We start from the raw sequence: 13,956 nt of genomic DNA on the forward strand, positions 1-13,956 counted from the left end.
GCTGGCATATATGCGAAAACGCATAGGATTACCAGCCCAAACATTTGCAAGGCCTCACTCGTGCCACACCTCTCAGTTCATCCGGCCTGCTCTCTTTTGCAGGTCTGGCACCAGCCGGTCGACAGGGATGGTGAACACACATTCCAACCCGTCACGATGGAAAACCCGAGAGATCTCCGCATCGAGTGTTCCGCCAACCATGCGCTCGATGATTTCGGTGCCAAACCCGCGGCGGCGGACATTTCGGCGGCGGGTTTTGGGAACAAATTCACGCCAGGTCAGGATCAGGGTTTCGTCCTTTACTTTCCACGTGATTTCCAGCCTGCCCGTTTCGGTTGAGAAAGCCCCGTATTTGGCCGCATTCGTTGCAAGCTCGTGCACGGCAAGACCGATGGTCTGGGCGGACTGGTTTGCAAGACGGAATTTCGGTCCACTCAGTGTGAGGCGGTCGGGGCTCTCGGGACGAAACGGGTCGACCTGAACCGTTAGCAGTTCCCGCAGTTCCACCCCCCCTGCCCCGCCCGCAATGAGCAGATCGGTGGAGCGAGCGAGGCCATAGAGGCGTTTTTGAAACGCATCCTGAAAACCCGAGAACGACCGCGAGCTGCGTGCCGTCTGTTTGGCCATGGAAGACACGACGGTAAGCTGGTTCTTCGAGCGGTGAGCCACCTCGCGCATCAAGAGACGGATCTCGTTTTCCGATTGCTGACGATCAAGCGCCGCTTCTTCAAGCGCCGATGAAACGGTGGTCACTTCGGCAATGGGATACTCGATCGCATGCACGGGCTCACCTGCCCCAAGGCGGCGCGCATCGCGGGCAAGACGCCGCACGGGGCCCGCAATCTGTCGACCCAGGAGCCAGGCGGCGAAGGCACCGATAGCGATCACCAGGAGCCCGCCTGCAAGCAGCATGCGCAATGAATGGTACATAGGCTCTTCAATCGCAGTGGTGGGGGCCCACACCACGGCCTTCCAGCCACTCACCCCCGACTCCTCCACCATCGTGATGTAGGTTCCGCCTTCGCGCCCCTCGGCCGGCTCTGCCTTCCGATAGACACCTTCTCCTTCAAGGTCGAGAAAGAATGGCTTTCCGATGTCGGAAGACAGGAAGGATGAAGCTACAACGATATCGTTGCTGTCCACCACAGTTGCGTTCCAGCCGCCCCGCAACATCTGTTGTGACAGTACGTCGACAAGTGCATCCGCATGGCGAGTCATGACAAGGACGCGAGGCGGACCGTTTTCCGGGAAAAACGGCTTCATGATGTTGAAGTTCCACTTGCCAGCGAGCTTGCCGACGAAAACGTCGGACGTGGTCGTAACGCCTCTTTCCAGAGCAAGGGCGGCCGTGTGCTGATCGGGCGGTCCTAGCAGTTCGTCTCCGAAGAGAACCCGGGTGTTCAGCAGGGGCTCGTAGTTTTCGTCGAGAACCTGAAGGTAGGAGCCACTTCCGGCCAACGCGCGTTTAGCGCGGTCGTAGAAGTCCTCCAAGTCGCCCTCGGCAAGAGACGGCGTCGTTGACAGGACGCGCAGCGTGGTGGCCATTCCGCTCAGCTCACGATCCACCGCTTCGGAGATGGAGCCGGCCATCGCCTCGGCCAGAGTGGCAACGACTTCGCGCTGCGCCTCGTTGTTTCTCTGAAGCAGCACCACCGACACACCGATCGCGGGAATGATCGTCACAGCTATCAGCAGGAAGAGAAAAAACCCGATGGGTTTTGGCGCCGATGCAAATGCTCTTATACGCTCTGAAAATCCCGCTGCAGGCGCATTATTCTTCTCGTGCATCCACACCCGTCCCACTGCCTATTTTCATACACAATGCCTGAGACGCAGAAGGGTTGCCTCACACCATGACGAAATCAACAGTGAAACCGTATCAGGCGGCAAAAACCCGCTTGGGCTTGAACATACCTGCCTCGACCGCACCAAGGGCGACCAGGCGACCGCGCGCGCTGGCCCATGCCTCAGGCGCCTCCACCGGTGCGTCGCGCCCCCGCACGATGACCGGATTGCCGAGCCTTAAGCGCATGGCCGCGTCATCAGTGACCGGGATCTCAGGCAAGCCTTCTAGTGCAGTTGAAATGTCCAGCAGCCAATCGTCCAGTGCTGCAAACTCGCCGGTTTCCCGATCGCAGGCCTCCGCAGCCTCTTCGAGTGCTGACAGTTCGACGAGTTGTTCCGGCAGAAAGGGATAAACCTCTGTGCGGCGCAACTCGACGATGTGTCCATAACACCCCAGGTCGCGCCCCATGTCACGCGCGATACTGCGCACATAGGTGCCCTTGCCGCACTCGATCTCGAAGACGGCATGGTCGGTCGTGAAAGAAATCAGATCAAGCCGCCCGACCCCGATTTCGCGCGCGGCGATCTCCACGGTTTCACCGCCACGAGCAAGATCGTAGGCGCGTTCGCCATCAATTTTGACCGCCGAAAACTGTGGCGGCGTCTGCATGATAAGGCCGGTGTAGTCGGGAAGAAGACCGCGCACGTCCTCTTCACTCGGGCGATCTTCCGACGTCTTTGTCACCGGCCCTTCAAGATCATCCGTGGCACGCTCCTCGCCCCAAGCCACCTTGAAACGATAGACCTTCGCTCCATCCATCACGAAGGGAACGGTTTTCGTGGCATCTCCAAGAGCGATTGGCAACATGCCCGATGCCAGCGGGTCGAGGGTCCCGGCGTGTCCGGCCTTCTCGGCGTTGAAGAGCCATTTGATCTTTGAAACGGCGCTGGTGGAGCCCATGCCGGCCGGCTTGTCGAGGATCAGCCAGCCATTGATACGACGTCCCTTCCGCCTGCCGCGCCGCGCCATCAGTTCTCACCTTCATTTTGATCATCGTCCTTCAGGTCCCGCGCAACCTCGGGCGACTTCAAAAGCTGATCGATCTTGTTGAAATTATCAAAACTGTCATCCACGCGGAATCGCAGCTCAGGCATGTATTTCATCTGACGCAGGGCCGGCGTGATGCGCCCACGCAGAAAGCGTGCATGGCGATTGAGCGCGGCGACAACCGTTTCCTTGTCTGCCGTTCCCAAAGGAGAAACATAGGCAGTGGCGATCTTGAGATCCGGCGACATACGCACTTCCGACACTGAAATCACAGTGTTGGCGAGCGCTTCGTCGTTGAGTTCGCCGCGCTGCAGTGCCTGTGCAATGGCATGGCGCACCTGCTCGCCGACGCGAAGCTGGCGTTGTGAGGGGGCGGAAGACGGCATGAAGCACCTTCTTGCGGGGAAAACCCCATTCTATCTGTATCGCAAAGATCGGTAAATTGTGGATGCGGCACCGTGCCAGTGCGAAACGCTGCGGGGCAAATCATGCCCCGCATAAGCCAATGCGACTTAAAGCACGTTAGAGTGTGCGCGTTACCATCTCGACGCGGTAGGCCTCGATGACATCGCCAACGCGGATGTCTTCGTAGTTTTCGAAGGCCATACCGCATTCCTGGCCACCCGGGACCTCGGACACCTCATCCTTGAAGCGCTTGAGGGTCTTGAGCTTCCCTTCATGGATGACCACGCTGTCGCGGATCAGACGCACGCCGGCACCACGCTCCACCTTGCCTTCGGTGACACGGCAGCCCGCGACCTTGCCGACCTTGGACACGTTGAAGACCTCGAGGATCTCTGCATTGCCGAGGAAGGTCTCGCGACGCTCCGGCGAAAGAAGGCCGGACATGGCCGCTTTGATGTCATCCACGAGATCGTAGATGATGTTGTAATAGCGGATCTCGATGCCGGCAGCCTCGGCCGCGTCGCGCGCCTGCTTGTTGGCACGGACGTTGAAGCCGATGATGGCGGCCTCAGAGGTCTCGGCGAGCGACACGTCGCTCTCCGTGATCGCGCCAGCGCCCGAATGGACGATGCGGGCGCGAACCTCTTCGGTGCCGAGCTTGTCGAGTGCGCCGGCAATGGCTTCAATCGAACCCTGCACATCGCCCTTGACGATGAGCGGGAACTCCTTGAGACCCGAATCCTGAAGCTGCGACATCATCTGCTCGAGCGAACCGCGCTGACCCGCCTGGCGGGCAACCGACTTCTCGCGGGCAAGACGCTGGCGATACTCCGAAATTTCGCGGGCGCGTGCCTCGCTCTCGACAACAGCAATACGGTCGCCTGCCTGCGGCGTGCCCTGCAGGCCGAGAATCTCGACCGGCATTGAAGGCGGAGCCTCCTTGAGCTGTTCGCCGCGATCGTTCACCAGCGCGCGAACACGGCCCCACTCATTGCCGGCGACAATGATGTCGCCCGTGCGCAGCGTACCGGCCTGGACGAGCACAGTGGCAACCGAGCCGCGACCACGGTCGAGCTTGGCTTCAATGACAACGCCTTCGGCTGCACGATCCGGATTGGCCTTGAGTTCGAGCACCTCCGACTGCAGCAGAACTGCTTCAAGCAGCTTGTCGAGATTGGTCCTCTTGACGGCGGACACTTCGACGTCGAGCACCTCGCCGCCCATGGATTCCACGAAGACCTCGTGCTGGAGGAGCTCCGTGCGCACCTTGTTGGCGTCGGCTTCCGGTTTGTCGACCTTGTTGATCGCCACGATGATCGGCACGCCTGCGGCCTTGGCATGATTGATGGACTCGATCGTCTGCGGCATCACGCTGTCATCGGCTGCGACCACCAGAATGGCGATGTCCGTCGCTTCCGCACCACGGGCACGCATGGCCGTAAAGGCGGCGTGGCCGGGGGTGTCGATGAAGGTGATTGTCTGACCGTTCTGCTCGACCTGATAGGCGCCGATATGCTGGGTGATGCCACCGGCTTCACCCGAAACCACATTGGCCTGGCGAATGGCATCGAGCAAAGACGTCTTGCCGTGATCGACGTGGCCCATGATCGTCACGACCGGCGGGCGCGGCTTCTTGTCCTCGTCCCTGTCCTCGATGTTGAACAGTCCATCCTCGACATCGGATTCGGCAACACGCTTGACCGTATGGCCGAATTCGACGGCCACCAGTTCGGCGGTGTCGGCATCGATAACATCGCCAGGCTTGAGCATCTGCCCCTGCTTCATGAAGAACTTGATCACATCCACGGCCCGCTCGGCCATGCGCTGTGCCAGTTCCTGGATCGTGATTGTTTCGGGCAGCGTAACCTCGCGCGAAATCTTCTCGCGGGGCTCCTGATGCTGGGCGCGTTTGAACTTTTCCTGACGGCGGCGCATGGACGAAAGCGACCGGCCGCGGGTTTCTCCATCGTCGGAAAGCGCACGGTTGAGTGTCAGCTTGCCGCGCCGGCGCTGATCGTCCGTACGAGGCTTCGCTGCGGGGCGAGGCACCTCCGGCTTGGGAGCCACGCGCTTGACGGGAGCACTCTTGCTCTTGGCGCGAGCTTCGTCATCCTGAGCAGGTTGCGGTGGAGCTTCGACGGCTGCGGGTGCACGGCGACGCGCTTCCTCTTCGGCCTGTCGGCGCGCCTCTTCCTCGGCCTTCAGGCGAGCATCTTCCTCGGCCTGCCGGCGTGCGGATTCCTCACGCTCCTGCTCACGGCGCGCCTCTTCCTCGGCACGACGCTTGGCTTCCTCTTCAGCACGCTTGCGCTCTTCCGCCTCGCGAACCTTGGAATCCTGAAGAGCGCGGCGACGCGCTTCTATTTCTTCCTTGGACAGCGAATTGAGCACAACACCGGAGCGGGTGCCGCCCTGCGGAGGGCGCGGCCGCTCCCGCTGGCGCTGTGGCGCGGGCTGTTGCGGCGCAGGCTTCGGCTTTGCAGCGGCCGGTGCCGGAGCCGGCGTCTGTTCCGTGCGCTCGTCAGGCCGCGAAAATTTGCGTTTTTTTGTCTCGACGACGACAGACTTGGAGCGTCCATGCGAGAAGTTCTGACGCACGGTGCCCTGCTCAACAGAGGGCCGCTTCAGCGTGAGCGTCTTCTTCTTCTCGACGCCAAGCGTCTTGTCATCACCGGTTTTCGTATCCGTCATTCCACATCCTCTGCGGTGCCCATCGCAACCGCTGCCGGTTTGTCCGCGCTTTCGCCCCGGAAGTTTCCGAGCGCACGAACGCGTTTCAGCGCCGCCTTGCCCGCGTCCCGCCCGAACACGGCAGCATGTATCACATTTGTAGCCCCCAATGCCAAACTCATTTCTTCCTCTGAAAAGAGTTTGTAAGCCGGTATCGCCGGCCCGCCCATATGGACCACTGCGTGACGCGCGGAAGTTATCTTGCGCATCCCGTCCTGAGACGCTTCACGCGCGTGCAACACGCCATAGGCCTTTCCACTGCGCACTGAAGCTTCTACCTTCGCCGCACCCAATGCCACGGCTCCGGCCTTGCGCGCAAGCCCAAGAGCGCCAAGAGCGGCTTTTGAGAGCAATTCGTCGACCAGCGCTCCGAGTTCATCCGGTGGCCTGACCGATGTCTTCAAGGCGCGGGCAAACAGGTTTTTCTCGGCTGCCCGGTCAATATGAACACGATCAGCCGTGACCCAGCACCCACGCCCCGGGAGATTTCGTTTCAGATCGGGAACGACCATGCCGTCCGGCCCCGCGACGAACCGGATCAGGTCCTCCGCGGGTCGCGCCTTGCGCGAGACAATGCATGTGCGATCGTTCATGTCGTCCACATTTTCTCCAATTTGTACTGCCGCCTATCATTCTGCGGCTCCGCAGAGATGCGGCTGGCACAGACTCGCGGAGCAAACGTCGCGCACCGCGAGGATTGCTCTGTTCTCCGCGAGATCCATATCAGACGTCCGCGCCTTCTGCGGCTTCCGGAGCCTGCTCACCTTCGGCTGATCCCGCGCCTTCTTCGCCCTCGGCGACTTCCTCGGCAGCCGGAGCAAGGTCTTCCTCGCTTATCCAGCCCATCCTCAGACGCGCGGCAACGACCATCTGCTCGGCTTCCGCGCGCGAAAGGTCGAACTTGGAGAACACACCCGGCTCAAACGTTGTCTCGCCGTCCTTGCGCTCTTTCCACCCGACCAGATCGTCGACGGCATAGCCGGCGAAATCTTCAATGGTTTTCACACCATCCTCGCCGACGGCAACCAACATTGCGGTGGTGATGCCCGGGATCTCACGCAGCTCGTCCTCAACACCAAGCTCTTTGCGCCTGGCGTCGTGCTCGGCCTCGATGCGCTCGAGAAACTCACGGGCGCGCATCTGGATTTCCTCGCCGGTCTCCTCGTCAAAGCCGTCGATCGAGGCAATTTCGCTCGATTCGACAAAGGCCACTTCCTCGACGCTCGTGAAGCCTTCGGAAGCCAGCACCTGACCGACCATCTCGTCCACGTTGAGCGCTTCCATGAACAGAGCGGAGCGCTCGGTGAACTCCTTCTGACGCCGGCTCGATTCTTCTTCTTCGGTCAGGATGTCGATATCCCAACCGGTCAGCTGCGAGGCCAGGCGAACGTTCTGTCCGCGGCGGCCAATGGCCAGCGAAAGCTGATCATCCGGGACCACCACTTCGATGCGCTCGGCATCTTCGTCGAGCACCACCTTGGCAACCTCGGCCGGCTGCAGCGCATTGACGATGAAAGAAGCCGCATTTTCATTCCACGGAATGATGTCGATCTTCTCGCCCTGAAGTTCGCCGACGACCGCCTGCACGCGGCTACCGCGCATGCCCACGCAGGCGCCGACCGGGTCGATCGAGGAATCGTGGCTGATCACGGCGATCTTCGCACGGGAACCGGGATCGCGGGCCACCGAACGGATCTCGATGATGCCGTCGTAGATTTCCGGCACTTCCATGGTGAAGAGTTTCGCCATGAACTGCGGATGCGTACGCGACAGGAAAATCTGCGGGCCGCGCTGCTCGCGGCGCACGTCATAGACATAGGCGCGGACGCGATCACCATATTTGAAGATCTCGCGGGGGATCAGCTCGTCACGACGGATGATTGCCTCGCCACGGCCCAGATCGACGATGACATTGCCATATTCGACGCGCTTGACCGTGCCGTTCACGATCTCGCCGATGCGGTCCTTGTACTCGTCATACTGACGGTCGCGCTCCGCTTCACGGACCTTCTGCACAATCACCTGCTTGGCGGACTGTGCGGCGATGCGACCGAAATCCATGGGCGGAAGCTGTTCGGCAAGAAAATCGCCGGGCTGAGCATCCGGATTGCGCGTGCGCGCATCCTTCATGGAAATCTCACGCGCCGGCTCCTCGACATCCTCGACAACTTCCATCAGGCGCTGAAGTTTCATCTCACCCGTCTGGGGATTGATGTCGGCGCGGATGTTGGTTTCCTGTCCGTAGCGAGAGCGCGCGGCCTTCTGGATTGCGTCAGCCATGGCGGCGATGACGATCTGCTTGTCGATAGACTTCTCGCGGGCCACCGCGTCAGCGATCTGCAGAAGCTCCAGCCTGTTCGCACTGACTGCCATATCACTCTCCTTCAGCGTGGGTCTCGGGATCATCATCCCCGACCGGCTCAGTTGCGTTTTGCTTTTCGGACCGCTGCGCGGCCCTTTCCGATGCGGAAGGTCGGCGATTGCGCTTGCGCTCGCGACGCTCTTCCTTCTCCTGCTTCAGGGCGTCGCGAACCAGCTCATCCGTCAGAACCAGCCTTGCCTCCGCGATCGCTTCGAAGGGAATTCCGAAAAGGACATCCTCGTCGCCCTCTTCTTCAGCCGTATCCGGTTCGATCGTCACCGTCTGATCGTCGCTCTCGACGATATAGCCGCGAAAACGCTTGCGCCCTTCGAGCAGGACCGAGGTTTCGATCTTGACCAGATGCCCTGCAGCGCCGGAAAAGTCGGCCTTGCGCACCAGCGGACGATCGATACCGGGCGAGGAGATTTCGAGTTGATATGCCGTCTCGATCGGGTCCTCGACGTCGAGCACAGGTGAAAGAGCCCGGCTGACTTCCTCGCAGTCTTCAACGGTCATTGCGCCGTCGGACCGCTCCGCCATGATCTGCAGCGTCGCTCCGTCCTGCGCGGTCAAGCGCACACGCACCAACCGATATCCGATGGCACCAAGAACGGGAATGATGATCGAGGCGACCCGTGCCTCGATGCCGCTTTCGCGGATCAACCTGTCATCACCGTTCCCGTCTACTGAAACTGCCGTCATCCAACCTCCGGACAGACGCATCTAACAAAAAAGAGCGGGACCGGCGGGACCCACTCTCCGTCATAACGACCAAGAATTTGAATTGGATATAGACGAACCCACCGGTCTTTTCAAGTACGCCGGAGCAAAAGCCCGGACGCACGGATAGCAGCCCGACAGGCATGCCGCCCCGCATGGATGCATGGCTGCTCTGCTAGATTACCGCTTCTTTCCAAACCCCGCCCGTCCTATTTATGCTGCATTGCACAACGAAAGGAAGAACGATGTCTGCTCGGAAATTCGTGACGGGAATTGGAGAGTTTTTCAGCGTGATAGAAAGCGCTGTCGCAGTGTCTTCTGCAGTGCGAAACCGGCGCCGCGCACTGGACACCGATCTCCACCGTCTGGGCATCGATCCCGAACGGTTCCATGCTTCTCGGCGTGGATAGGTCGTTTCTGCTGCCCTGAAGTGGCCCCCAATACCGCGCATTCAGATTGCCCTGCCTGGGCGGAGGCAATCTAATTTCTGCGGAAAGTCAGGTAGGCTGGTGTTCGCCCTTCACGGATCGCCTTTGCTTCATATCTGGTTCCAGGCCAGCCGTCATAAGGGGTTGCCCAGTCTGCCGCGCATTCCGCCTGCCAGGAGAATGCCGGGTGCGCACCGCAGTGCTGCAGCGTCCAGTTGATATAGGTATCGATATCGGAAGCAAACCGGAACCTGCCACCAGGCCGCAACACGCGGGCAAATCGGTCCAGATTGACCGGGTTCACGAAGCGACGTTTCCAGTGCTTCTTCTTGGGCCAGGGATCGGGGTACAGCAGATCGATGCCGCATATGGAGGATTCGGGCAACCGATCCAGGAGTGCGGTTGCGTCGTCATTGTAGACGCGAAGGTTCGCCGGAACCCCACCCATCTCTTCGACTGCCGATGCCAGCTTGGCCATGCCGTTGACGAACGGCTCCACGCCGATGAAGCCGGTGCGGGGATGGCGTTGCAGCTCATGAAGCAGGTGTTCGCCACCACCAAATCCGATTTCCAGCCTGACATCGTCGACCGGTTTCTGGAACAGAGCCGGCACGTCGATGACCGCTTCATCCAGCGGCACCAGAGCCTTGTCGAGAAGCGCGGAAAGGGCCGAGCCCTGCCTGGGGCGCAACCGCTTTCCGTGCCGACGGCCGAAAAACGCTTCGGTAGACCGGCTGGGTCGTTCTTCAGACATCGGGCGCTTCCGTGGGAGGGGCTGAAGCCGCGTTAAGCGGCTTTGGCCAGGGCCTGCTTGAGTGTCTTGACCAGATCGGTACGCTCCCAGGAGAACGAACCGTCGCGGCTGGCCTTGCGGCCAAAATGACCATACGCGGCCGTCTTGGCGTAGATGGGCCGGTTCAGGTCGAGATGGCGGCGAATGCCGCTCGGCGAGAGATCCATGACTTCCCGAATGGCAATCTCGACCTCTTCTTCCGAAACGCGCCCCGTGCCGTGCAGGTCCACATACACCGACAATGGCTGCGCAACGCCAATGGCGTAGGAAAGCTGGATCGTGCAGCGCTCGGCGAGATTGGCCGCAACCACATTCTTGGCGAGATAGCGAGCCGCATAGGCTGCGGACCGGTCGACCTTGGTCGTGTCCTTGCCTGAAAAGGCTCCCCCGCCATGGGGCGCCGCGCCGCCATAGGTATCGACGATGATCTTGCGCCCGGTCAAACCGGCATCTCCATCAGGCCCACCAATGACAAACTTGCCGGTCGGATTGATGTACCAGTTGCAGTTGTCTGCGACCTTGATTCCGCCCGAAGAAAGCGCTTCCTGAATGTACGGTTCAACGACCTGACGCACCTTGTTGCTATCCCAGGAAGCATCGAGGTGCTGGGTCGACAGAACGATTTCTGTGACCTCCGACGGCATGCCGTCCACATAGCGGACAGTGACCTGTGCCTTGGCATCGGGGCCAAGCCGGGCAGCATCACCCTCACCGGATTTGCGCGCATCTGCGAGCAGCTGCAGGATCTTGTGCGAGTAGTAAATTGGCGCCGGCATCAGGTCCGGCGTTTCCCGGCATGCATAGCCGAACATGATGCCCTGATCACCGGCACCCTCTTCGCCCTGACGATCAGCGGCATTGTCGACACCCTGACCGATGTCCGGTGACTGGCCGTGAAGGAGAACGTCGATCTTTGCAGTTTTCCAGTGAAAGCCGTCCTGCTCGTAACCGATGGCACGGATGGCACGGCGCGCGGCCCGAACGGAAGCGTGAAGGGTTGATGAGCGGGTTGCCCTTCGAATCCTTGGCGACTTCCCCGGTATTCCTGTCCCGCTTGAGCAGCGTCTCGGGAACGCGGACCTCGCCGGCAATCACGACACGATTCGTCGTGGCCAGCGTTTCGCAGGCGACCCGGACCTTCCAGGGGTCCATGCCGGATTTCTTGGCTTCCCGATAGACCAGATCGACGATCTCGTCGGATATGCGATCGCAGACCTTGTCTGGATGGCCTTCGGAAACGGATTCGCTTGTAAAGAGATAGTTCTTGCGCGCCACGGGTATCCCCTCTGAGAAGAAGCCGATCAATCTGTCGGCAACAGGCGCCCTTCTGTTAGCCAAGCTGCACCCGGCAGGTCAAGCAAAACGGTTGCAACGCAACATAAAACGGGGAACGGATGAACCATTCCCCGCAGGTAGGTCGTCAATTCAGGAGTCTACGAAAGTACCGGACTGGGTCTTCGATTTCAGTCCGCGTTTTCTGTAGCAAGCACCTTCACCAGATCGATGACGCGACGCCTTACTTTAGGATCGGAGATTTTTGCGAAAGCCCTGTTGAGCTGCACGCCTTCGCTGCTGTTGAGAAAGTCGACGACAAAATCCGCGCCTTCTTCCGCCATGCCCCCACCGGCTTCGTTTTCGTCACCTCCCGGCGCCCCTTCGAAAAAGAACGCCACCGGTGCGCTGAGAACCGATGCAATTGCCTGCAGCCGGCTTGCGCCGACGCGATTTGTGCCCTTTTCATATTTCTGAATCTGCTGGAAAGTTATGCCGAGACTTTCGCCAAGTTTTTCCTGGCTCATCCCAAGCATGTTTCTTCTTAGCCTGATCCGACCACCGACATGGATGTCGATCGGATTCGGTTTTTTCTTATTTTTGTTCATATATTCCCTCGCCATCCGGCACGGGGTTGCCATTGACCGACCTACGTCTTCGACCTCCCAGAGCCCCAAGCCTGTTCCAATCGAATTAAGATGTAGTCGGCTTACACACTATGCGTAGCCGAGTGGGGCAATGTCAATTCGCTCTCAGACGCCCGATCAAGGGTGCCCCGAGAAGCATCGCCCCGAACACCAACGCAACAAACAGCCCATTGGTTCCGGCATCTGTAAAATAATATTTCTTATTGCTTGAAATCGGCAGATTCACGTCCAGGTTCCCGACGACTGAAAGGTCGAATGCATCGATTACCCTTCCAGACGAATCGACTACGGCGGATATGCCCGAGTTTGCGGCGCGCACGAGAGGTACTCGGTTTTCGATCGCGCGCAGACGCGCCTGGCGAAAATGCTGATAGGGCCCCGGAGAAAAGCCAAACCAGGCATCATTCGTCACGTTGAGGAGGAAGTCGGCCTGCTCCGCGCTGCCGGAAACCAGTTGCGGAAAAATTACCTCATAGCAGATGAAGGGGAGAGCATTTATCCCGGAAGCGACCTCGATGGGCCGCCGTTGCCCACCGGCAGTGAAAGGGCCCGCGGACTGAACTATCTGCTCTACCCCCAGGGCCTTGAGAACACCGGAAAACGGGACGTACTCGCCGAAGGGCACCAGATGGCTTTTGTCGACCGCATCCATGATCGACCCATCGTCGGCGATGACCATCACCGAGTTGTAGTACCGGGTGGCTGCGAGCCCCTCTCCCCTCTCGGCGCGCACCGCACCTGTGACAAGGACCTGTCCTTCATCAAGCACCTCCCCGAGCCGGGCCAGCGCATCGGGCCGATCCGTGAACAGGAAGGGCACCGCCGTTTCCGGCCAGACAATGAGGGACGGCTTTCCCACCACCCCGTCGGCCGGGCGCGCGGTAAGTTCCAGTAGAGTGTCGAATATCCGGTTCTGCTCGGCCTCATCCCACTTCTCCGTCTGGGTTATCGACGGCTGAACGATCCGAACCTGCAACGATGTTCCGTCATCGGCGGTGCTAGAAAGTGCGATCAAGCCAAACCCGAGTTGCGTACCGACAAGGACGAGCGCGGCCAGGAAACCGGCAACAAGATGCCGGCGCGTGCCCAGGAGAGCGGGAACTGAAAAACCGAACACCGCAAGGATGTTCATGCCGAAAAGGCCGACAATCCCGGCTGCCTGCATGGCTGTCAGTGTCGGCATGGCCGCATAGCCGATCGCGTTCCACGGAAAACCGGTGAAAAGCGTGGCTCGCATCCACTCAGCCATTCCAAAGGCCAGAGCAAGCGCGATGATGCGGAAAACACCATCAAACCAGAACAGGCGCGCCAGCAGGGCTGCGATGCCATAGAATACCGCCAGACATGCCGGCAACCCTACGAGTGCCAGGGGGAGGGCCCAAGCGAAATTGCCAGCATCCACCAGCAACGCGTTTCCGATCCACCACAGCCCGACAAGAAAGTAACCAAAGCCGAACCACCATCCGGTTTTGAAAGCAGGGAGCATGCGGGCCGCAGGCCCGTGACCCTCGGAAACGGCTCCATCCAGAAGCCAGACCAGAACCGGAAATGCGACAAAGCAAGCAGCAAAAAAATCGAAAGGTGGCTGCGCAAATGCGGCGACGCCGCCTGCGAGGAAGGCAGCGAGCGAACGGCGCCACCCATACAGTAAGATCACCCTTCCGGCGAGGCTTTCCATCCACCCATCCGCTAAACCCGAATCACAGCACAAGAAGTATCAGCAGTTTCTTCACGTTTGAAACCGTATCGATACACTGCCGCGTGCT

Annotated in this window: 10 protein-coding genes and 1 pseudogene; all 11 read right to left on the reverse strand. The window is 60.0% G+C overall.

The window, feature by feature from the left end; translation table 11 throughout:
* Nucleotides 1–72: 72 nt before the first annotated feature.
* The 11 genes and pseudogenes from AB2N04_RS01290 to lnt all read right to left on the reverse strand — a co-directional run bounded on the left by AB2N04_RS01290 (nucleotide 73) and on the right by lnt (nucleotide 13,868).
* Nucleotides 73–1,788 (reverse strand): sensor histidine kinase, encoded by a 1,716-nt coding sequence (locus AB2N04_RS01290; protein ID WP_367716508.1) that lies wholly within the window; start codon nucleotides 1,786–1,788, stop codon nucleotides 73–75.
* A gap of 91 nt (nucleotides 1,789–1,879) precedes the next feature.
* Nucleotides 1,880–2,815 (reverse strand): tRNA pseudouridine(55) synthase TruB, encoded by a 936-nt coding sequence (gene truB, locus AB2N04_RS01295; protein ID WP_367716509.1) that lies wholly within the window; start codon nucleotides 2,813–2,815, stop codon nucleotides 1,880–1,882.
* Nucleotides 2,815–3,219, reverse strand: a complete 405-nt coding sequence (rbfA, locus tag AB2N04_RS01300) for a 30S ribosome-binding factor RbfA (protein WP_367716511.1) — start codon at nucleotides 3,217–3,219, stop codon at nucleotides 2,815–2,817. The genes truB and rbfA overlap by 1 nt, the downstream gene beginning before the upstream one ends.
* Nucleotides 3,220–3,355: 136 nt before the next feature.
* A complete protein-coding gene (gene infB, locus AB2N04_RS01305; RefSeq protein WP_367716512.1) occupies nucleotides 3,356–5,929 on the reverse strand; it encodes a translation initiation factor IF-2 in 2,574 nt (857 codons plus the stop codon).
* Nucleotides 5,926–6,561: an RNA-binding protein gene (locus AB2N04_RS01310; RefSeq protein ID WP_367716514.1), complete on the reverse strand. Its 636-nt coding sequence runs from the start codon at nucleotides 6,559–6,561 to the stop codon at nucleotides 5,926–5,928. Before AB2N04_RS01310 ends, infB begins: the two co-directional genes overlap by 4 nt.
* Before the next feature lie 130 nt (nucleotides 6,562–6,691).
* Nucleotides 6,692–8,341, reverse strand: a complete 1,650-nt coding sequence (gene nusA, locus AB2N04_RS01315) for a transcription termination factor NusA (protein WP_367716515.1) — start codon at nucleotides 8,339–8,341, stop codon at nucleotides 6,692–6,694.
* A 1-nt stretch (nucleotide 8,342) separates the two neighbouring features.
* Nucleotides 8,343–9,032: a ribosome maturation factor RimP gene (gene rimP / locus AB2N04_RS01320; RefSeq protein ID WP_367716517.1), complete on the reverse strand. Its 690-nt coding sequence runs from the start codon at nucleotides 9,030–9,032 to the stop codon at nucleotides 8,343–8,345.
* Between the two features lie 498 nt (nucleotides 9,033–9,530).
* Nucleotides 9,531–10,232: a tRNA (guanosine(46)-N(7))-methyltransferase TrmB gene (locus tag AB2N04_RS01325; protein ID WP_367716518.1), complete on the reverse strand. Its 702-nt coding sequence runs from the start codon at nucleotides 10,230–10,232 to the stop codon at nucleotides 9,531–9,533.
* A 32-nt stretch (nucleotides 10,233–10,264) separates the two neighbouring features.
* Nucleotides 10,265–11,546, reverse strand: a pseudogene (gene metK, locus AB2N04_RS01330) (methionine adenosyltransferase).
* A gap of 188 nt (nucleotides 11,547–11,734) precedes the next feature.
* Nucleotides 11,735–12,151 carry a helix-turn-helix domain-containing protein gene (locus AB2N04_RS01335; RefSeq protein ID WP_367718867.1) on the reverse strand — a complete coding sequence of 139 codons (417 nt, stop codon included), beginning with the start codon at nucleotides 12,149–12,151 and terminating at the stop codon, nucleotides 11,735–11,737.
* A gap of 133 nt (nucleotides 12,152–12,284) precedes the next feature.
* Nucleotides 12,285–13,868 carry an apolipoprotein N-acyltransferase gene (gene lnt, locus AB2N04_RS01340; protein WP_367716519.1) on the reverse strand — a complete coding sequence of 528 codons (1,584 nt, stop codon included), beginning with the start codon at nucleotides 13,866–13,868 and terminating at the stop codon, nucleotides 12,285–12,287.
* Nucleotides 13,869–13,956 lie beyond the last annotated feature (88 nt).

This window comes from Nitratireductor sp. GISD-1A_MAKvit (assembly GCF_040819555.1).
GTDB lineage: Bacteria > Pseudomonadota > Alphaproteobacteria > Rhizobiales > Rhizobiaceae > Nitratireductor.

What these genes read in the sequence shown, in the direction of transcription:
- AB2N04_RS01290 (WP_367716508.1), bottom strand. Translation starts at nt 1,788, where the DNA reads ATGCACGAGAAGAATAATGCGCCTGCAGCGGGATTTTCAGAGCGTATA.
- truB (WP_367716509.1), bottom strand. Translation starts at nt 2,815, where the DNA reads ATGGCGCGGCGCGGCAGGCGGAAGGGACGTCGTATCAATGGCTGGCTG.
- rbfA (WP_367716511.1), bottom strand. Translation starts at nt 3,219, where the DNA reads ATGCCGTCTTCCGCCCCCTCACAACGCCAGCTTCGCGTCGGCGAGCAG.
- infB (WP_367716512.1), bottom strand. Translation starts at nt 5,929, where the DNA reads ATGACGGATACGAAAACCGGTGATGACAAGACGCTTGGCGTCGAGAAG.
- AB2N04_RS01310 (WP_367716514.1), bottom strand. Translation starts at nt 6,561, where the DNA reads ATGAACGATCGCACATGCATTGTCTCGCGCAAGGCGCGACCCGCGGAG.
- nusA (WP_367716515.1), bottom strand. Translation starts at nt 8,341, where the DNA reads ATGGCAGTCAGTGCGAACAGGCTGGAGCTTCTGCAGATCGCTGACGCG.
- rimP (WP_367716517.1), bottom strand. Translation starts at nt 9,032, where the DNA reads ATGACGGCAGTTTCAGTAGACGGGAACGGTGATGACAGGTTGATCCGC.
- AB2N04_RS01325 (WP_367716518.1), bottom strand. Translation starts at nt 10,232, where the DNA reads ATGTCTGAAGAACGACCCAGCCGGTCTACCGAAGCGTTTTTCGGCCGT.
- AB2N04_RS01335 (WP_367718867.1), bottom strand. Translation starts at nt 12,151, where the DNA reads ATGAACAAAAATAAGAAAAAACCGAATCCGATCGACATCCATGTCGGT.
- lnt (WP_367716519.1), bottom strand. Translation starts at nt 13,868, where the DNA reads ATGGAAAGCCTCGCCGGAAGGGTGATCTTACTGTATGGGTGGCGCCGT.